A 19041-nucleotide genomic window follows, 5' to 3' on the forward strand; every position below is an offset into this window, starting at 1 on the left:
TTGTTCGATAATCGCACGCAAAACTAACCGGTTGGTACAGATTGGTTGCTCAATAATAGGGCGCCCTTAATAATCAAGCCATTAAGAAATGCCGTCGCCTGCAGGCTGCGCCAATCCTGGGAGTTATAAATGAAGCGTTCGATCGCCACGGTTTCCTTGAGCGGCACCCTGCCGGAGAAGCTCGACGCCATTGCGGCGGCAGGTTTTGACGGGGTCGAAATCTTTGAAAATGACCTGCTGTATTACGACGGTAGCCCCCGTGAAGTGCGTCAGATATGCACCGATCTGGGGCTGGAAATCAGCCTGTTCCAGCCGTTTCGTGATTTTGAAGGTTGCCGTCGCGACCGTCTTGCCCGCAATCTGGACCGCGCCGAACGCAAGTTTGACCTGATGCAGGAGCTGGGCACCGACCTGGTGCTGGTGTGCAGCAATGCCGCAGCGGACTCGGTGGGTGACCGGCAGATTCTGCTCGACGACCTGAGCCTGCTGGCCGAGCGCGCCGGGGTACGCAACCTGCGCATTGGGTACGAAGCGCTGGCATGGGGCCGTCACGTAAACACCTGGCAACAGGTCTGGGACCTGGTGCGTGAGGTCGATCACCCCAACCTCGGGGTGTTGCTCGACAGTTTCCACACCCTGTCACTCAAGGGCGACCCGAGCGCCATTGCGCAGATTCCTGGCGACAAGATCTTCTTTGTACAGATGGCCGATGCGCCGATTCTGGCGATGGATGTACTGGAATGGAGCCGTCATTTCCGCTGTTTCCCGGGGCAGGGCGAGTTCGATCTGCCGGGCTTCCTGGCACCGATCATACAAAGCGGCTACACCGGGCCGCTGTCTCTGGAGATTTTCAACGACGGATTCCGCGCTGCGCCGCCGCGCGCCAATGCCGCTGACGGCCTGCGTTCACTGTTGTATCTGGAAGAGAAAACCCGCGAACGGCTTGCCCTGCAAAATACCCCGGCCGCGACTCTGCAGCCGCTGTTTGCGCCACCTGCCGCCAGCCCGTACGACGGCATCGAGTTTCTCGAATTTGCCGTGGATGAAAGCCAGGGCGCGCAACTGACCCACTGGCTCGAGCGTCTGGGTTTCAGCAAGGCCGGGCAGCACCGCTCAAAGAATGTGAGCTTGCTGCGCCAGGGTGATATCAACCTGATCTTAAACGCCGAACCTTATTCGTTTGCCCATAACTTTTTTGAGGCCCACGGCCCTTCGTTATGTGCCACCGCGATTCGGGTGCAAGACAGTGCCAGCGCACTGGCTCGTGCCGTGGCCTACAAGGGGCAGCCCTATCGCGGGCTGGTCGGCCCCAATGAGCTGGAACTGGCGGCAGTGCGAGCGCCGGATGGCAGCCTGATCTATCTGGTGGACAAGGACGCTACCGGCAAGCCGTTGTATGAATCTGACTTCAACCTCACGTCAGCCCCATCAGCCCGTGGCGGGCTTAAACGCATCGATCATATGGCGATGGCATTGCCCGCCGACAGCCTCGACAGCTGGGTGCTGTTCTATAAAAGCCTGTTGGATTTCGAAGCGGATGACGAAGTGGTACTGCCAGACCCCTATGGTCTGGTAAAGAGCCGCGCGCTGCGTAGCCGTTGTAGCTCGATTCGCTTGCCGCTGAACATTTCCGAAAACAGAAACACCGCCATCTCACATGCCTTGTCGAGTTATCGCGGTTCGGGTGTGCATCATATTGCCTTCGAATGCGACGACCTGTTTGCTGAAGTCAGCCGCGCCAAGGCGGCGGGCGTCCCGCTGCTGGATATCCCGCTTAACTACTATGACGATCTGGCCGCACGCTTTGACTTCGATGATGAGTTCTTGAGCGAACTGGCTTATTTCAATGTCTTGTATGACCGCGATGCGCAAGGCGGCGAGCTGTTTCATGTGTACACCGAAGCCTTTGAAGGGCGGTTTTTCTTCGAGCTGCTGCAGCGCAAAAACGGCTATGCCGGCTACGGCGCAGCGAACGTTGCGGTGCGGTTGGCGGCGATGGCCAAGTCGCGCAGTGGCGCGGCGCGTCAGGCAAAGTTGTAGGGCGACTTCCTTCATGGGGCAGGGCGCCCCATAATCGCCAGCACTTCAACCTGGCCGTGAGCCTTAAATGACCAAGACTCCAGAAGTCGACACCGGCGCCACGGCACCGGCAGTCGAACCGCGTAAAAGCCGCAAGAACAACCCCGAGAAGACGCGGGAAAACATCCTGCAAGAAGCCATTGTCGAGTTCGTCGAACAAGGCCTGGCGGGGGCGCGGGTGGACGCGATTGCCGAGCGCACCAAAACCTCCAAGCGCATGATCTATTACTACTTCACCAGCAAGGAGCAGCTCTACGTCGAGGTGCTGGAGAAGCTCTACGGCGAAATCCGCAGCATCGAAAGTTGCCTGAATCTGGATCAGCTTGAGCCGGTGGAGGCGATTCGGCGGCTGGTGGAGTTCACCTTCGATCACCACGACATGAACGCGGATTTTGTGCGCATCGTCAGCATCGAAAATATCCACAAGGGTGAATACATCAAGCGTTCGGAAGGCATCAAGGCCATGAACGACACGATCGTGCAGGCCCTTGAAAACATCCTGCAGCGTGGCGTTGAACAACGGGTCTTCCGCACCGGGCTCAACCCGCTGGACGTGCATTTGCTGGTCAGCTCATTCTGTTTTTACCGCGTATCGAATCGCTACACCTTGGGTGAAATCTTCCAGGTCGACTTTTCCGATCTGCAGGTCAAGCAGCGTCAGCGCGACATGATGTGCGATGCCGTGTTGCGCTATTTGCAGGCGTGAGCAGGCGACACACTTTGTACTAATGAAACACAATACCAATTGAAAATCATTCTCGACAAAAAGTAAGATAGCGGCCCCTTTCCTTCATGCTCAGGGAGTCGGTTTGTTGGATACGGATCTCAAGGGCTTGTTCCTCAAGCATGCCAGTACCCTGCGCGGGTATCTGGCGCGCAAGGTGCGAGACCCACAGCTGGCCGCGGACCTGGTACAGGAAAGTTTTCTGCGCATGGCCGAGCGTGGCCGCAAGGAGCAAATCGACAACTCCCCCGGTTATCTGTACCGCATTGCCGGCAACTTGCTGGTCGATCATATCCGTCAGGAAACCCGGCGCAAGACCGACTCGGTCACCCACGAAGCCCTGGCTGAAATCGAAGACGAAATGGCAGGGCTGGAGGCCCAGGCGATGGCTGAACAACAGCGCAGGGCTCTAAAGCAGGCATTGTCCGAATTGCCCGAACGCACCCAGGAAATCTTCCGTCTCAACCGCATCGAGGGCATGACCCACGCCCAGGTTGCTCGCCATCTTGAAATTTCCGACAGCTCAGTGCAAAAGCATCTGTCGAAAGCCTTGGCTTACGTCATGCAGCGCCTACAAGAACCCGAGAAATAACTTTCAACTATGTAGATGAACGGCTTACTGAGTTTTAGCCGGCGAGACGTCACTGCTTATATATAACGAGAAATAGAGATTCACACCTGATGAGCCAAGGCCCCGAACAGCAGAGCATTACTGAAGCGGCCGCCGAGTGGGCGGTGCGTCTGCACGCGGGTGCGTTGAGCGAGGAGGCGCAGGCGCAACTGGAGCAGTGGCTGGCGGCCGATACGCGCCACCCCGAGGCCTTGCGCTTTGCCGAGCAGACCTGGGCCGCGCTGGGGGATTTGGCACTTGAGCCGCGGCCTGTAGCCCATCGCCAGCGACCAGCAGAAGCCCGGCCCGCGCCGGTTACACGCCGTCGACGGCCGTTGCGCTGGGTCGGGCGTGCGGCAGTGCTGTCGCTGGTGCTGGCTGTCGGCTGGTTTAGCGGCCCGACGTTGCTGATACAGATGCAGGCCGACTACCGCACAGGTGCGGGAGAAATCCGCACGGTTCAGCTCGATGACGGCAGTTCGGTGCAGCTGGATGCCTTCAGTGCCATCAGCATCGACTACGACAGCGGCGAGCGGCGCATCAGCCTGCTGGCAGGTTCGGCGGTGTTTGATGTCGCCCCGATGGGCGAAGCTGAAACACGACCTTTTGTGGTGCAAAGCGCGGGCGGGCGTACCCGGGCGTTGGGCACGCAATTTGTGGTGGGCCGCGAAAGCCGCGATCAGGCCTGGGTCGGCGTGCTGCAACACAGTGTCGAGGTCAGCCTGCAGGCGCCACCGGCTCAAGGCGCGGCGCAGCAAACCCTGGAAGAGGGGCAGAGCGCCCGCTACAGCGCGGCGCAGGGTGTAGAAAAACTGCCCGGTTTTGATTTGAGCGCGGCCACCAGCTGGCGCCGTGGCGTGCTGGTGTTTGACCGCCAGCCACTGGGCCATGTGATCGAACAGCTCAACCGCTATCGCCCCGGCCAGATCATCTTGGCCAATCCGGCCCTGGCCAGTCGACAGGTCAGCGGCGTATTCCGCCTCGAAATGCTCGACAGCGCCCTGCACACCCTCACCCAGGAGTTGCAGGTGCAGCGCGTCGAACTGGCGGGCGTAAGCCTGGTGTATTGAGTCACCACAAAGCTCTCCAGCACTTTTTGAAAATTAATCGCAAAAACCTTTACTGACTTTTCCCCCATCTTACGTCTTGCTATTGAGATTCATTCGCAAAGCAGCTCGTAAGCCTGGGGAAAATAAAAATGATGGGTATTCAGCGCAAAGGGGTGCAGTCCGCAAGCCGGTTAGCCTTTGCAGTTCATGTCGGGATTGTCGCCCTGTTGGCGACGCAAATGCCGGTGCAGGCCGCAAATAAGATCAGCAGCGCCGTTCAGCAAGAATTTATTGCCTTCCACATCCCGGCCCAGCCGCTGGACAAGGCCGTACTGATATTTGCCGAGCAAGCCGGCCTGCAAGTGCTGTTTGACAGCCAGATGCTGCGCGGTCTGAGCTCCGTGGCGCTGAATGGCGACCTGGGTGTTCAGGAAGGCCTGGCGCGCTTGCTGGGCAACAACCCGGTGGAGTATCGCTTTACCGGCGAGCGCCAGATCACCCTGACCCGCGTCAGCGGCGAACACAACGGCGCCCTGGCCTTGGGCACTACCTCGGTGACGGCCAGTGAGGGTAATACTGCGGATTGGGTGTACCAGACTCCATCTTCCGTCGCTGTCATCACCCGCGAGCAAATCAACAAGCGTGCCCCCCGTCACGCCGCTGACATGCTTGAAGAAACCGCAGGCGTGTACACCGCCGTCAATCAGCGTGACCAGGGCCTGTCGGTCAATATCCGCGGGATTCAGGACTATGGCCGGGTCAACATGAACGTTGACGGCATGCGCCAGAACTTCAATGTCAACGGCCACCAGCAACGCAATGGCGTGATGCTGATCGACCCGGAAATGGTCTCCAGCGTTGAAATCGACAAAGGTGCCCAGTCCGGTATGGGCGGTGCTGGCGTATTGGGAGGCATTGCCAGCTTTAACACCCTGCAAGCCAGCGAGTTCCTGAAAGACGGCAAAGAGTACGGCGGGCGCATCCGGGCTGGCAGCGGTATCGGTAAATTGGGTAATGGCACCTATTTCAATGGCGGTGGCGTCTTCGCATTTGGCAATGATCTTGGCGATGTTTTGGTCGCTTATAGCGAACGCCATTTTGGTGACTACCGTACCGGTCGGCAAAACGCCGATAACCTGGGCGTAAATATTCTCAGCAAGAACAAATATCGCGAAGCCTGGAAAGACTGGCTGTCCAGTGAAGTAGGCGATACCGGCAGTGTGACCCGTTCGCAGATGGTCAAGTTCGGGCTGAACCTGCCCAACGACCAGCGAGCGCAGTTCACTTACCTGGAAACCGACAGCGATAGCGCTGACGCATGGACCAACCTCAATGCGACGAAGGATGGTTATGACTATGTTCGTACCGGTAAAAGCAATATCAATACCGGCAACCTGGCGCTGGACTACAGCTACAACCCGGATAACGAGCTGATCGACTTCAAAAGTAAACTTTATTACGTCAATACGCAGCTTGATCGACGTAATGCCCCCCACAAAGCGTCGGCTGATAGTGGTAATGCATTTGATGGTTACGAAGATGAGTTTCGCACCAGTACATGGGGCTTTCAGGTAGAAAACACGTCCCGGTTTGACTTCAACAACTACGGGCAACTGAGCTGGAACTATGGCCTGGAGAGTTATCAGGACATCTTTAAGTCCAAGAACAATCTGGTGCCTGCAGAGAATGAGACCGATCTGCCCTGGGTTGAGGGTGCTGACCCGGAAGGTAAACGTACCATGGCCAGCCTGTTCAATAACCTGCACTACCAGTACAGCTATTGGCTGACGCTGGATGCCGGGTTGCGTTATGACCGCTATCGTCTGGAAGGCAAGACAGGCATGAGCTTATGGCAAGCGCCAGTCACTCCAGGGGAGAATGGTGGCGAGGTGATGACATCGGGGAGTTCTGTAAGAAATGTTTATTTCTATGATTCCGATCGTGAAGAAGGCAAGTTTTCTCCGACGTTTGGTATAGGGGTAAAACCCGGAGTTGACTGGTTGCAGTTTTATGGGCGGTGGGGTCAGGGCTGGCGCCCGCCGGCGGTGACTGAGGTGTTTATGACCGGGCGGCCCCATGGGGGGAATGCGCCGGAGCGGGTTTACCCCAATCCATACCTGAAAGCTGAGGAAAACCAGGAATGGGAGTTCGGGTTAAATATCTTTAAAGAATCCCTGTTCTTTAATAATGATCGGCTCGGGGTGAAAGTTGCTTACTTTGATAACAACATCAAGAACTTCTCGTTTTTAAATTATGGCGTCTCTCTACCAGGTTCGGACGAAATTTCCACGCCGGGTCGTTCGGCATATGTGAATAACCTGGCTGAGACCCGTTTTCGAGGTGTCGAATATCAGTTGAACTACGACATGGGGCGGTTGTATACCAATCTGAGTTATACGCATATGATTGGCAGTAATGACTTTTGCTCAAATGAATTCTATATGGGTGGGGCCAAAAAAAGGGGTGAGGTTATTAAGATAATCAAAGTGCCCTATACCCGGCCTAATGGCACGATTGGCTACACCAATACTCGAGTCTCTGAATGGCTCGATGACCCTGACAGAAACAACGCAATCACTTGCGGGGCTATCATGGGTAATGCGGCGCATATACCCGCAGATCGAGGGTCTCTAACGGTCGGAGCTCGTTTTCTTGAGCGGCGCCTGGACACTGGGATACGCTTGCGCTACAGCCCTGGTAATGACGCGAGCCTGAATGAGTGGAGTTACAACGGTATAGAGCAAGCACTCTGGCCTAAATACAGCGTGTACGACCTGTATGCAAGTTACTGGCCGACGAACACGTTGAATATTACCTTGTCGTTAGAGAACGCTACCGACGAAGCCTACTTTGTGGCCATGGGAGATGCCAGCAACTTGAGCATGGCGCGCGGTCGGACATTGAGCGGCATGCTCGAATATAAATTCTAAATAACGGACTGTTTGCTTCGTTATATAAAAGATTGCTCGTTGTGAGCAAAGGCGTGCATCGCTGTGCGCCACTTCACTGAAACTATCTAAGGAAGAAACTCAAGTCATGACTATTTCGATTAACTACAGTTCGTTTATTGGTTCTGATTCGATTGGTGACGTACTCAGCGACTGGGCTCAAGGTTTTAAAACTGCGGGTCACGGTCTAAGTAATACCGGTGGTTTCAACAGTGGTGTTAGCGCTCAAGATGGTGAGCAGTATGCGACGCATGGTGCCAATAAGTCGGACTACGCCTTTATCGCAGGAAGCGATACCAACAATGGCCTGCATTATGTGTATGACCCTAAAGTCTCTGCTGGCGACAACATGAACCACTACCTGTGGGGTGAACTGGACAGCGTGAGTCTGGGTGAAGTGCTGACTGGCGGTTCGGGCAGCGCGTTTGGCCTGGGCGACTACACCGTCTCCTTCAATGGCCTCGACCTGTCTGCCGCCAGCGATGCCGGCCGTGCGGGCAACGCTGTTCAGGACGTGATCTACGGCCTGATGAAAGGCGACGTATCGGGTCTGGAAGGCGTGCTCAACAACCTGCTGAGCGGGTTCGGCCTGAGCACCGATTCGACCTTCGACCAGCTGGCTGCGGCTGGCCTGGCTCACGCCGATGCACCGCTGGCGGCTGATATCAGCCTGATTGGCGTGCTGGATGTGGCTCAGGACTGGGCACTGGCGGCGTAACTCCCGCCCACCTCAGTGAACTCCAATCCTGTGGGAACCGGGCTTGCCCGCGATTGCATCGGCACGCTCTGGCAGTCAGACCGCGCCGCTTGCATCGCAGGCAAGCCAGCTCCCACAGGGTTTTCGGCCCATTTCCTCGGAACCTTTCCATGACCCGGCCCAAAGCCAACGAGATGCTGGCTGCCTTGACGGCCTACAAACGTGCTTTTTTCAATATCGGCCTGTTCTCGGCCGTGATCAATTTACTGATGCTGGCCCCGGCGTTGTACATGTTGCAGGTGTACGACCGGGTGCTGGCCTCGGGCAATCAAATGACCCTGTTGATGCTGACGCTGATGATCCTCGGCCTGTTTGGCCTGATGGGCGCGTTGGAATGGGTGCGTAGCCAGGTGGTGATCCGCCTCGGCACGCAGATGGACATGCGCTTGAATCAGCGCGTCTACGACGCCGCTTTCGAGGCGCAATTGCGCACCGGCAGCCCGGCCGCAGCGCAGGCGTTGAATGACCTCACCAGCCTGCGCCAGTTCGCGACGGGCAATGCGTTGTTCGCGTTTTTCGATGCGCCGTGGTTTCCGGTGTATCTGTTTGTGATCTTTATGTTCAGCCCCTGGCTGGGGCTGTTGGCCTTGGGCGGCGCAGTGCTGTTGATGCTTCTGGCGTGGGTCAATCAACACGTTTCCCAGGCCCCGCTCAAGGCCGCCAGCGAGTTGTCGGTGCAGGCCACCCAGCAGGCCAGCGCCCATTTGCGCAATGCCGAGGCCATTGAGGCCATGGGCATGCTCGACACCTTGCGCGGGCGTTGGCTGGCGCAGCACACGGCCTTTTTGGCGCAGCAGAATCTGGCCAGCGAAAAAACCGCCACCGTCAGTGCCTGGTCCAAGGGCGTGCGCCTGGCCCTGCAATCCCTGGTGCTCGGCCTCGGCGCCTTGCTGGCGGTGCAAGGACAGATCACGGCCGGGATGATGATTGCTGGCTCCATTTTGATGGGCCGCGTGTTGAGCCCCATCGATCAGTTGATTGGCGTGTGGAAGCAGTGGAGCTCGGCGCGCCTGGCTTATCAACGCCTTGAAGCCTTGCTGCAATGCTATCCAGCCCGGGCGCCGCGCATGGCTTTGCCCGCGCCACGGGGCGAGCTGGCGGTGGAGCAATTGAGTGCCAGTGCGCCCGGCACCCGTCGCGCCACCTTGGCCAACCTGAGTTTTACCCTGCCGGCCGGGCAGGTGTTGGGCGTGATCGGGCCGTCCGGTTGTGGCAAGTCAACCCTGGCCCGGCTGTTGATCGGCGTGTGGCAGCCGCTGGCAGGCAAGGTGCGGCTGGACGGTGCCGAGCTGTCGCAGTGGGACAAACACCAGCTTGGCCCACACTTGGGTTACTTGCCCCAGGACATTCAGCTGTTTGCCGGCACCATCGCGCAAAATATCGCACGCTTTGCCGAGGTGGATGCCGACAAGGTACTGGCCGCCGCGCAACTGGCGGGGGTACATCAGCTGATTCTGCAATTGCCCGAAGGTTATGAAACGCGCCTGGGCGAGGGTGGTGCCGGGTTGTCCGGCGGGCAGAAGCAGCGCATCGGCCTGGCTCGCGCGCTGTACGGTCTGCCTGCGGTGATCGTGCTCGACGAACCCAATTCCAACCTCGATGAAGCTGGTGAGCAGGCCTTGTTGCAGGCCATTGCCCAGCTCAAACAGCACAAGCGAACCCTGATTTTGATCACCCACAAACCCAATGTGCTGACCCTCACCGATCAACTGCTGATTCTGCGCGAGGGCCAGTTGCAAGCCTTTGGCCCGACGGCCAAGGTGCTCGGTGCGCCCGTCGCGGCCAAACCTGCGGCGCCCAAAACGGCGATGAACGTGAGCTACCGGCTCGGTACGGCAGAGGCGAACAAGGCATGACGCAGTTAAATGCCAAGGTCGTTGGCGACAGCAATGTGCTGCAACTGGATGACACCCGCTATTCGCGCCTGGGCTGGTTGTTGATGCTCGGCGGCTTTCTCGGGTTTCTCGGCTGGGCGGCGTTGGCGCCGCTGGATAAAGGTGTTGCGGTGTCGGGCAAGGTGATGGTTTCAGGCCATCGCAAAGTGGTGCAGCACCCCAGTGGCGGGATTGTTGACCGTATCGACGTGCGCGACGGTGACAAGGTGGCCGCAGGCCAGGTGCTGATTCGCTTGAAGGAAACCCCGCTGCTGGGCCAGGCCCAATCCTTGCGCAGTCAGTTTTACGGCTCGTTGGCCAGTGAGGCACGGCTTAATGCCGAGCGCGACGGTGTGGCCAGTGTGAGTTTTCCCGTTGAGTTGACGGCATTGGCAGCCGAGCCGGAGGTAGCGTCCAACCTGGCATTGCAACGGCAATTGTTCGATAGCCGCCGTCAGGCATTGTTGCTGGATCAGCAGGGTATCGACGAGAGCATCGCGGGTGCCGAGGCGCAGCTGCGTGGGGTACGTGACTCCCAGGCCAGCAAGGTGCTGCAACGCACGGCCCTGACCGAGCAGTTGCAAGGTTTGCGTGAGCTGGCCCGTGAAGGCTATATCCCGCGCAACCGCCTGCTGGACAGCGAGCGGGTGTACGCCCAGGTGCTGGGTTCCATCAGTGAAGACTACGGCCGTATCGGCCAGTTGCAGCGACAAGTGCTGGAGATGCGTTTGAAAATTCGGCAATTGGCCGAGGAATATCAAAAGGAAGTGCGTACGCAGTTGGCCGATACCCGGGTGCGCACCGAAGATCTGCGTAACCGGCTGGCGTCGGCCGAGTTTGAACTGGCTAACAGCCAGTTGCGCGCGCCGGTGGCCGGGATTGTGGTGGGCCTGGACGTGTTTACCGAAGGCGGGGTGATTAAGCCCGGCCAGGCGCTGATGGAAATCGTACCCCAGGGCGAGCCCCTGCTGGTCGAAGCCCGGGTGCCGGTCGAGCTGGCCGATAAGGTGCACGCCGGGTTGCCGGTGGAGCTGATGTTCTCCGCCTTTAGCCAGAGCACCACGCCGCGGGTGGCGGGCGAAGTGACGCTGGTATCGGCAGATCGCCAGGTTGATGAGCGTACGGACGAACCGTATTACACGCTGCGTGCCCAGGTCAGCGAGGCGGGCATGGCCCAGTTGGCCGGGTTGCAGATTCGCCCGGGCATGCCGGTTGAGGCCTTTGTGCGCACGGGCGAGCGCTCGATGCTCAATTACCTGTTCAAGCCGCTGCTCGACCGCACCCACATGGCATTGGTGGAAGAATGACCGTGCGCCAGTTTGTATGTGGATTATTGATGGTGTGCGCGGGGCCGGTGCAGGCATTGGGGTTGCTGGACGCCTACGATTTGGCCGTGCGCAATGACCCGACCTTTCAGGCGGCCATCGAAGAGCGTGCCGCCGGCGAGGAGAACCGCGCCCTTGGCCGCTCCGCCTTGCTGCCGACCCTGTCGTGGAACTACAGCAACTCACGTAACGAGTCTGAAGTTACCCAGGCCAGCACCCGGACCGATCGCGATTACCGTAGTTACGCGGCGACCTTGACCTTGCAGCAACCGCTGCTGGACTACGAAGCCTACGCACGATTTCGGCAGGGCGCGGCGCAGGCGTTGTTTTCTGATGAGCGTTTTCGCAGCAAAAGCCAGTACTTGGCAGTACGGCTGCTCAATGCCTACAGCCAGGCCTTGCTGGCGCAAGAGCGCATTGAGCTGAGCCGTGCGCAAAAGCGTGCTTTTGCCGAGCGTTTGCAGCTTAACCAGCGATTGCTCAAGGGCGGCGAGGGCACCCGCACCGATGTGCTGGAAACCCAGGCACGGCTGAGCATGGCGGTGGCCGAAGAAATCGAGGCGCAGGACAACCAGGACGCTGCCCTGCGAGAGCTGGAGGCGATGCTTGGCGAGCCGTTGCAGATCGGGCAACTGGCCCCGCTGGCGGTACACTTTGCGATTGCGCCGCTGGAGCCGCAGCGCTTTGAAAGCTGGCGCGAGCTGGCCCTGGCCAATAACCCGGAGCTGGCCTCGCAGCATCATGCGCTGACTTCGGCCGAGTACGAGGTGGAGCGCAAGCGGGCCGGGCACTTACCCAAACTCAGCTTGTATGCCAGCAGCCGTCAGACCAGTTCTGACTCCGAGAGTACCTATAACCAGAAGTACGACACCAACAGTGTCGGTATTCAGCTCACCGTGCCGTTGTTTGCGGGGGGATCGGTGTCGGCATCGACCCGCCAGGCCGCGCGGCAATTGTCCCAGGCCCAGTATGAACTGGACGCGCAAACAGCCAGCACGCTGGTGGACCTGCGCAAGCAGTACAACCTCAATAGCAGTGCCGCGGCCAAGGTGCGGGCCTATGAAATGGCGGTGGAGTCTGCCGGTGCCCTGGTGCAGGCGACGCAGAAAAGCGTTAGTGGCGGTGAGCGGGTCAATCTGGATGTGCTGGATGCCGAACAGCAGTTGTTCAGTGCCAAGCGGGATCTGGCTGAAGCACGCTATGCGTATTTATTGGCACGGGTACAGCTCAGGTATTACGCGGGGGTGTTGAACGAGGGGGACTTGCGGCAGGTGGCGGGGTATTTTCGGGCCCATTAAACATGGCCCTATTGCGGCGTGGCCATCGCGGGCAAGCCCGCTCCCACAGGTATTGCGCTGATCCTGTGGGAGCGGGCTTGCCCGCGATTAGGTCGACACGGTGTATCAGAACCCGTGTTTACCGGCGAACCAGCAACACGCCCGATTCCATGTGGTGCGTCCACGGGAATTGGTCAAATACTGCGCAGCGCTCAATCCGGTGTGTATCGTGCAGTTGGGCGATGTTCTCGGCCAATGTCGCCGGGTTGCACGAGATATACAGGATATTGTCGAAACGACGGGTCAGCTCGCAGGTGTCCGGGTCCATGCCCGCACGCGGCGGATCGACAAATACACTGCCGAACTCGTAGCTTTTCAGGTCGATGCCCTGCAAGCGACGGAACGGACGCACTTCATTGAGGGCTTCGGTCAGTTCTTCGGCCGACAAGCGCACCAGCGTGACGTTATCCACAGCGTTGTCGCGCAGGTTGTTCAGCGCCGCATACACCGACGTCTTGCTGATTTCAGTGGCCAGCACTTTACGCACGCGGGTGGCCAGCGGCAGGGTGAAGTTGCCGTTGCCGCAATACAGCTCCAGCAAATCGTCCGACTTCTCACCCAGGGCGTCATACGCCCAGTTGAGCATCTTCTGATTGACCGTACCGTTTGGCTGGGTGAACGCGCCTTCAGGTTGTTGATAGGTGAAAGTGCGACCCGCCACTTCGAGCTTCTCGACCACATGGTCGCGACCAATCACGCTGCGCTTGCCCTTGGAGCGGCCAATCACGCTGATGTCGAGGTCTTTGGCTAATTGCTCGGCGGCGGTTTGCCAGTGCTCGTCCAGCGGGCGGTGATAGCACAAAGTGACCATCGCATCGCCGGCCAGGGTGGTCTGGAACTCCACCTGGAACAGCTTGTGGCTCAGGGCCGAGCTGGCTTGCCAGGCGGCCTTGAGCTGGGGCATCAGTTGGTTGATGCGCAGGCTGGCGATCGGGAAGTCTTCGATCAGGATCGGCGTGCGCTTGTCGTCCTGGGCGAACATCGCGTAATGACGGTCGCCCCCTTCACGCCACAGGCGGAACTCGGCCCGCAGGCGAAAGTGCTTCAGCGGCGAATCAAACACCTGCGGCTCAGGGGCATCGAAAGGCGCCAGCAGTTCGCGCAGGCGATTGGCCTTGGCTTCAAGCTCTACGGCGTAGGTAGCAGAATCAAACGGCAAGGCACTCATGCAGGAAACCAACCTAGCTTGACCACAAACAGAATCGACAGAATGATCAGCGGCGCATTCAGTTCACGGGCGCGGCCCGACAGCAGCTTGATCACGGTCCAGGAAATAAAGCCGAAGGCGATGCCGCTGGCAATGGAGTAGGTGAACGGCATGGCCAGGGCGGTGATCACCACCGGGGCGGCCACGGTGATGTCTTCCCAGTCGATTTCGGCCAGGCCGCTCATCATCAGCACGGCCACGAACATCAGCGCAGGTGCGGTGGCGAAGGCGGGAACACTGGCGGCCAATGGCGAGAAGAACAGCGCCAGCAGGAACATGATGCCGACCACGATGGCGGTCAGGCCGGTACGACCGCCGGCGCTCACGCCCGCTGCCGACTCGATGTAGCTGGTGGTGGTCGAAGTACCCAGCAGCGAACCGGCCATGGCCGCAGTGCTGTCAGCGATCAGGGCGCGGCCCATTTTCGGCATGTGGCCGTCCTTGCCCATCAGGCCGGCGCGCTTGGCAACGCCGATCAGGGTGCCGGAGTTGTCGAACAGGTCAACGAACAGGAAGGCGAAGATCACGCTGATCAGGCCGATGTCCAAGGCACCCTTGATGTCCAGTTGCAGGAAAGTCGGAGCCAGCGAAGGCGGCATCGACATCACGCCACCGAAATCGGTCACGCCCATGGCGATGGAGGCAATGGTCACGGCCAGGATGCCGATCAGCACCGCGCCGCGCACTTTCATCGCTTCAAGGGCCACGATCAGGGCAAAGCCCAGGGAGGCGAGGATCACTTTTGGCTGGGCCAGGTCGCCCATGCCCACCAGGGTGGCCTTGTTGGCAACCACGATGCCGGCGTTACCCAGGGCGATCAGAGCCAAAAACAGGCCGATACCGGCGGCAATGGCCGAGCGCAGCGGCAGCGGGATGCTGTTGATGATCCATTCGCGGATGCGAAAGATCGACAACAGGAAGAACAGCACGGCCGAGATAAACACCGCACCCAGCGCTACTTGCCAGGTATGGCCCATGTGCAGGACCACGGTGTAGGTGAAGAAGGCGTTCAGGCCCATGCCCGGTGCCAGTGCAATCGGGTAGTTGGCAATGATGCCCATCACCGCCGAGCCGATGGCCGCTGCCAGGCAGGTGGCAACAAATACGGCGCCCTTGTCCATGCCGGTCTCGCCGAGGATGCTCGGGTTCACGAACAGGATGTAGGCCATCGCCAGGAAGGTGGTGATACCCGCAAGAATCTCGGTACGCACATTGGTGTTGTGTGCTTTGAGTTGAAACAGCCTTTCCAGCATGCCAGTCCCCGTGGCGCCAAATGCGCCGTGATTAAATCGTTTTCAACAGCAAAGCACAGGCGCGGACCGCCTGAAGATTTTCTGTCTGTTGGAAAAAGCCGCGCATCATACCAGCAGCTCGTGGATATGGCTGCTTTGGTTACCCTGCGGGGCCATGTTTTATAACCTTGATGTGGCAGGCATACTGCGTGCCAGTTTTTGGAGGGACCCATGAAGCACTTCATCAAACATCTATCAGTCTGTTTTGGCCTTTTCCTGAGTGCTGCCGTCAGTGCCGCGCCGGCAATGCCCTTGAGTACCCTGGAAATTCTCAAGGTAGCGTCTGTTTCGTGCGCTGTAGAGGATGTATCGGATGGCCGCGAGCAGACCCGCTGCGATCATAACGGCCCGCATATCAAGGTGTATGTGCTGGAGCGCGGCTACGGCGGCCAGCCCAATGTGACCCTCGACGGCCAGGAAGTGGACGGCGTGCGGGCGCCGGTGTGCAATCAGGGCGAGGGGCTGGTGGCCTGCAACGGGGCAGGCACCACGGTGGGGCATGTGTATACCTTTGACCTGGGTAACAAGGACGGCGGCTGGTTCCAGTTCAGTAACAGCTCACTGGTACCACCGCACAACCGGCTGAGTGTGCGGCTATATATAAGGTAGGAGCGGCGACTTGCTCCCGTAGCAGCTGCCGAAGGCTGCGTTCGGCGACGCAATCGTCGTAAACCCGGTCGTCGCGGTAGATCTGAATCACCGAGTTGAATGGCTTTACGACTGCTTCGCAGCCGGACGCAGCCTCGCGCTGCTCGTCAGCTGCTACGCAGCAGGGGGCAAGTCAGATTTTTCTTCCACCATCCGGTCCCGATTGGCCAGCCCCGGGAACAGTTTTATCCACAGGCCGGTAACAACCAGCGTGCCGACACCGCCCAGCACTACGGCCGGCACGGTGCCCAGCCAGTGGGCGGTGGCCCCGGATTCAAATTCCCCCAGCTGGTTGGAGGCACCGATAAACAGGCCATTGACCGCGCTTACCCGGCCACGCATCTCGTCCGGGGTCTCCAGTTGCACAAACGAGGCGCGGATCACCATGCTGATCATGTCTGCCGCGCCCAATACCACCAGCACCGCTAACGAGAACCAGAACGAGGTCGACAGGCCAAACGCGATGGTTGCGACCCCGAATACGCCCACGGCGGTAAACATCACGCGCCCCACCTTGCGCTCCACCGGGAACCTGGCCAGCCACAATGACATCAGCAGGGCGCCGACTGCCGGTGCCGAGCGCAACATGCCCAGGCCCCAGGGGCCGGTCAGCAGAATGTCCTTGGCAAACACCGGCAGCAGCGCCGTGGCGCCGCCCAGCAGCACGGCAAACAGGTCCAGGGAGATGGCCCCCAGCACGTCCGGGCGGCTGCGGATAAAGCGGATGCCCGCCAGCAGCGAGTCCAGCGTGGCCTTGGCCTTGTTCAGCGGCAACTGACGGGCGGGCAGGGTGCTCATCAACAGGGCGGCAATCAGGTACAGCGCCACGCTCGGGCCATATACCCACACGCTGCCAAACGCATACAGCAGGCCACCAAATGCCGGGGCAACGATGGTGGCCGATTGCTGCGCCGCCTGTGCCGCCGCCACGGCCCGCGGGAACAGTTCCACCGGCACAATCGAAGGCAGCAGCGCCTGGGTGGCGGGCATTTCGAAGGAGCGGGCAGCACCCAGCAAAAATGCGAGGATAAAGATCATTTCCCGGGTGATATGGTCGCTGGCACTGCTGATGGCCAGTGTCAGGGCAATCATTGCCTGTAGCGACTGGCACACGGCAGCCACTCGGCGCCGGTCATAGCGGTCGGCCACATGCCCGGTGTGCAGCATAAACAGCAGGCGCGGGGCGAACTCGATCAAGCCCACCCAACCCAGGTCCATCACATTGCCGGTGAGCTGGTAGAGGTTCCAGCCAATGGCCACGGTGAGCATTTGAAATGCACTGGCGGTAAAGATACGGGCAAACCAGAAGGCCACAAATGGCCGATGACGGCGAAGCAGAAGAGGTTGGCTGGTCATGTAGGAAGATCGTGGTCGAGGGCAGGGGAGGTCGAGATTATCACTGTTTTGTAACAAGAAATGACTCAAAACATCACATCAGCCGAGGTCCGCATTGCGGGCTTGCGTCGATTCCCTGCACTTCTTGCAACGGTCTATATCAAGGGCTGAGGCATCATGTCACGCGACAACAAACCACATTAGCCGTGTGTCAGGAATGGACTACTCTTTCATCCATGCTTGATCCAGATCAAAGCCCTTCGGGTTTTATCTGGGTGGCCAGCCGGCCAGATCCCTTACGGTTGTGGATAAAAAGCGGGCACCGATTCGCTGCGGCCACGGCTTGCGAGGGTAGTTGGATACAGGCGCGATGCCTGTGTCCCCAACGACCTGATACCTGATAGAGGAAGACTTATGTTCGGTTTGGAGGCTCTCGATCTCGCCCGAATTCAGTTCGCGTTTACCGTGTCGTTCCACATTCTTTTTCCCGCCATTACCATCGGTCTCGCCAGTTATCTGATGGTGCTCGAAGGCATGTGGCTGAAAACCCGTGACGACACTTACCGCGATCTGTACCACTTTTGGTCGAAGATATTCGCCGTCAACTTTGGCATGGGCGTAGTGTCGGGCCTGGTCATGGCCTATCAGTTCGGGACCAACTGGTCGAGGTTCTCGGACTTCGCCGGTGCAGTCACCGGGCCACTACTGACCTATGAAGTACTCACCGCATTCTTCCTTGAAGCAGGCTTTCTGGGGGTCATGTTGTTTGGCTGGAACCGCGTCGGTCGCGGGATGCACTTTTTCTCGACCGTCATGGTGGCCATCGGCACGCTGATTTCGACCTTCTGGATCCTGGCCTCCAACAGCTGGATGCAGACCCCGCAAGGTTTCGAAATCATTGATGGCCGGGTTATTCCGGTGGACTGGCTGGCGGTGATTTTCAACCCGTCGTTCCCCTACCGCCTGGCCCACATGGCCACGGCTGCCTTTGTCGCCACGGCGTTCTTCGTCGGTGCTTCGGCCGCCTGGCACCTGTTGCGCGGTCGCAACACGCCGGCCATTCGTCGCATGTTTTCGATGGCGATGTGGATGGCCCTGGTGGTTGCGCCGGTGCAGGCCTTTATCGGTGATGCCCACGGGTTGAATACCCTTGAGTACCAGCCGGTGAAAATCGCCGCGATCGAAGGCCACTGGGAAAACAAACCGGGTGAGCCAACGCCGCTGATCCTGTTCGGCATTCCCAACATGAAAACCGAGACCACGGACTACAAGATCGAGGTGCCGTACCTGGGCAGCCTGATCCTGACCCATAGCCTGGACAAGCAAATCCCGGCGATGAAGGACTACCCGGCAGCGGATCGCCCGAACTCGACCATCGTGTTCTTTACCTTCCGCATCATGGTTGCGCTGGGCATGCTGATGATCTTTATCGGCCTGTGGAGTGTGTGGCTGCGCAAACGTGGCACGTTGTACGAGAACCGCTGGTTCCTGCGCCTGGTGCTGTGGATGGGGCCATCGGGCCTGATCGCGATCCTCGCGGGCTGGTTCACCACCGAGATTGGTCGTCAACCGTGGGTGGTCTACGGGCTGATGCGCACTGCTGATGCTTCGTCCAACCATAGCGTCACGCAAATGAGCATCACGCTGGTCATGTTCGTACTGGTGTATTTCTCGCTGTTCGGTGTGGGTCTGGGCTACATGATGCGTCTGGTACGCAAGGGCCCGATCACTCACGAAGGCGATGACGACACCCACGGTGGCCCAGGCCAGCAACGCACGCCTGCCCGTCCTCTGTCTGCGGCCCATGAGGGTACAGATGAAGGCCACAGCGACAGCCTGACTAAGGGGAATTGAGT

At 59.2% G+C, this 19041-nt stretch carries 14 protein-coding genes; 11 read left to right on the forward strand and 3 right to left on the reverse strand.

Features of this window, described 5'->3' with window-relative positions:
• Nucleotides 1–129: 129 nt before the first annotated feature.
• The 9 genes from quiC to BLU25_RS18325 all read left to right on the forward strand — a co-directional run bounded on the left by quiC (nt 130) and on the right by BLU25_RS18325 (nt 12664).
• Nucleotides 130–2040, forward strand: coding sequence for a 3-dehydroshikimate dehydratase QuiC (gene quiC / locus BLU25_RS18285; RefSeq protein ID WP_016779344.1), 1911 nt, complete (start codon nt 130–132; stop codon nt 2038–2040).
• Nucleotides 2041–2107: 67 nt separating this feature from the next.
• Complete coding sequence (locus BLU25_RS18290; protein ID WP_016779345.1) at nt 2108–2785, forward strand: TetR/AcrR family transcriptional regulator; 678 nt, start codon at nt 2108–2110, stop codon at nt 2783–2785.
• A gap of 103 nt (nt 2786–2888) precedes the next feature.
• Nucleotides 2889–3395: an RNA polymerase sigma factor gene (locus BLU25_RS18295; RefSeq protein ID WP_016779346.1), complete on the forward strand. Its 507-nt coding sequence runs from the start codon at nt 2889–2891 to the stop codon at nt 3393–3395.
• A gap of 89 nt (nt 3396–3484) precedes the next feature.
• The gene (locus BLU25_RS18300) at nt 3485–4483 is read left to right on the forward strand and encodes a FecR family protein (RefSeq protein ID WP_016779347.1); all 999 of its coding nucleotides are present in this window, start codon (nt 3485–3487) and stop codon (nt 4481–4483) included.
• Between the two features lie 128 nt (nt 4484–4611).
• A complete protein-coding gene (locus BLU25_RS18305; protein WP_016779348.1) occupies nt 4612–7392 on the forward strand; it encodes a TonB-dependent receptor in 2781 nt (926 codons plus the stop codon).
• A gap of 106 nt (nt 7393–7498) precedes the next feature.
• Nucleotides 7499–8128 (forward strand): heme acquisition protein HasA, encoded by a 630-nt coding sequence (locus BLU25_RS18310; protein WP_016779349.1) that lies wholly within the window; start codon nt 7499–7501, stop codon nt 8126–8128.
• A 149-nt stretch (nt 8129–8277) separates the two neighbouring features.
• Entirely contained in the window at nt 8278–10023 is a 1746-nt protein-coding gene (locus tag BLU25_RS18315; RefSeq protein WP_016779350.1) for a type I secretion system permease/ATPase, read from the forward strand.
• On the forward strand, nt 10020–11348 hold the full coding sequence (locus BLU25_RS18320; protein ID WP_083369764.1) for an HlyD family type I secretion periplasmic adaptor subunit: 1329 nt from the start codon (nt 10020–10022) through the stop codon (nt 11346–11348). The genes BLU25_RS18315 and BLU25_RS18320 overlap by 4 nt, the downstream gene beginning before the upstream one ends.
• Nucleotides 11345–12664, forward strand: a complete 1320-nt coding sequence (locus BLU25_RS18325) for a TolC family outer membrane protein (RefSeq protein WP_037000944.1) — start codon at nt 11345–11347, stop codon at nt 12662–12664. The genes BLU25_RS18320 and BLU25_RS18325 overlap by 4 nt, the downstream gene beginning before the upstream one ends.
• Nucleotides 12665–12782: 118 nt before the next feature.
• Here the strand turns inward: BLU25_RS18325 and trmA are convergent, their stop codons facing one another.
• A complete protein-coding gene (gene trmA, locus BLU25_RS18330) occupies nt 12783–13871 on the reverse strand; it encodes a tRNA (uridine(54)-C5)-methyltransferase TrmA (protein WP_016779352.1) in 1089 nt (362 codons plus the stop codon).
• On the reverse strand, nt 13868–15163 hold the full coding sequence (locus BLU25_RS18335; protein ID WP_016779353.1) for an NCS2 family permease: 1296 nt from the start codon (nt 15161–15163) through the stop codon (nt 13868–13870). The genes trmA and BLU25_RS18335 overlap by 4 nt, the downstream gene beginning before the upstream one ends.
• A gap of 210 nt (nt 15164–15373) precedes the next feature.
• On the opposite strand from BLU25_RS18335, the gene BLU25_RS18340 reads away from it, so the two are divergent.
• Nucleotides 15374–15811 (forward strand): DUF4879 domain-containing protein, encoded by a 438-nt coding sequence (locus BLU25_RS18340; RefSeq protein WP_016779354.1) that lies wholly within the window; start codon nt 15374–15376, stop codon nt 15809–15811.
• Nucleotides 15812–15964: 153 nt separating this feature from the next.
• Here the strand turns inward: BLU25_RS18340 and BLU25_RS18345 are convergent, their stop codons facing one another.
• Nucleotides 15965–17206 carry an MFS transporter gene (locus BLU25_RS18345; RefSeq protein ID WP_083369765.1) on the reverse strand — a complete coding sequence of 414 codons (1242 nt, stop codon included), beginning with the start codon at nt 17204–17206 and terminating at the stop codon, nt 15965–15967.
• Nucleotides 17207–17599: 393 nt separating this feature from the next.
• On the opposite strand from BLU25_RS18345, the gene BLU25_RS18350 reads away from it, so the two are divergent.
• Nucleotides 17600–19039 carry a cytochrome ubiquinol oxidase subunit I gene (locus tag BLU25_RS18350; protein ID WP_016779356.1) on the forward strand — a complete coding sequence of 480 codons (1440 nt, stop codon included), beginning with the start codon at nt 17600–17602 and terminating at the stop codon, nt 19037–19039.
• Nucleotides 19040–19041 lie beyond the last annotated feature (2 nt).

Source organism: Pseudomonas fragi (assembly GCF_900105835.1).
GTDB classification, from domain to species: domain Bacteria; phylum Pseudomonadota; class Gammaproteobacteria; order Pseudomonadales; family Pseudomonadaceae; genus Aquipseudomonas; species Aquipseudomonas fragi.

Coding starts and splice junctions, on each gene's coding strand:
- BLU25_RS18350 (WP_016779356.1), top strand. CDS start 17,600: ATGTTCGGTTTGGAGGCTCTCGATCTCGCCCGAATTCAGTTCGCGTTT.
- BLU25_RS18340 (WP_016779354.1), top strand. CDS start 15,374: ATGAAGCACTTCATCAAACATCTATCAGTCTGTTTTGGCCTTTTCCTG.
- quiC (WP_016779344.1), top strand. CDS start 130: ATGAAGCGTTCGATCGCCACGGTTTCCTTGAGCGGCACCCTGCCGGAG.
- BLU25_RS18310 (WP_016779349.1), top strand. CDS start 7,499: ATGACTATTTCGATTAACTACAGTTCGTTTATTGGTTCTGATTCGATT.
- BLU25_RS18325 (WP_037000944.1), top strand. CDS start 11,345: ATGACCGTGCGCCAGTTTGTATGTGGATTATTGATGGTGTGCGCGGGG.
- trmA (WP_016779352.1), bottom strand. CDS start 13,871: ATGAGTGCCTTGCCGTTTGATTCTGCTACCTACGCCGTAGAGCTTGAA.
- BLU25_RS18320 (WP_083369764.1), top strand. CDS start 10,020: ATGACGCAGTTAAATGCCAAGGTCGTTGGCGACAGCAATGTGCTGCAA.
- BLU25_RS18335 (WP_016779353.1), bottom strand. CDS start 15,163: ATGCTGGAAAGGCTGTTTCAACTCAAAGCACACAACACCAATGTGCGT.
- BLU25_RS18315 (WP_016779350.1), top strand. CDS start 8,278: ATGACCCGGCCCAAAGCCAACGAGATGCTGGCTGCCTTGACGGCCTAC.
- BLU25_RS18305 (WP_016779348.1), top strand. CDS start 4,612: ATGATGGGTATTCAGCGCAAAGGGGTGCAGTCCGCAAGCCGGTTAGCC.
- BLU25_RS18345 (WP_083369765.1), bottom strand. CDS start 17,206: ATGACCAGCCAACCTCTTCTGCTTCGCCGTCATCGGCCATTTGTGGCC.
- BLU25_RS18300 (WP_016779347.1), top strand. CDS start 3,485: ATGAGCCAAGGCCCCGAACAGCAGAGCATTACTGAAGCGGCCGCCGAG.
- BLU25_RS18290 (WP_016779345.1), top strand. CDS start 2,108: ATGACCAAGACTCCAGAAGTCGACACCGGCGCCACGGCACCGGCAGTC.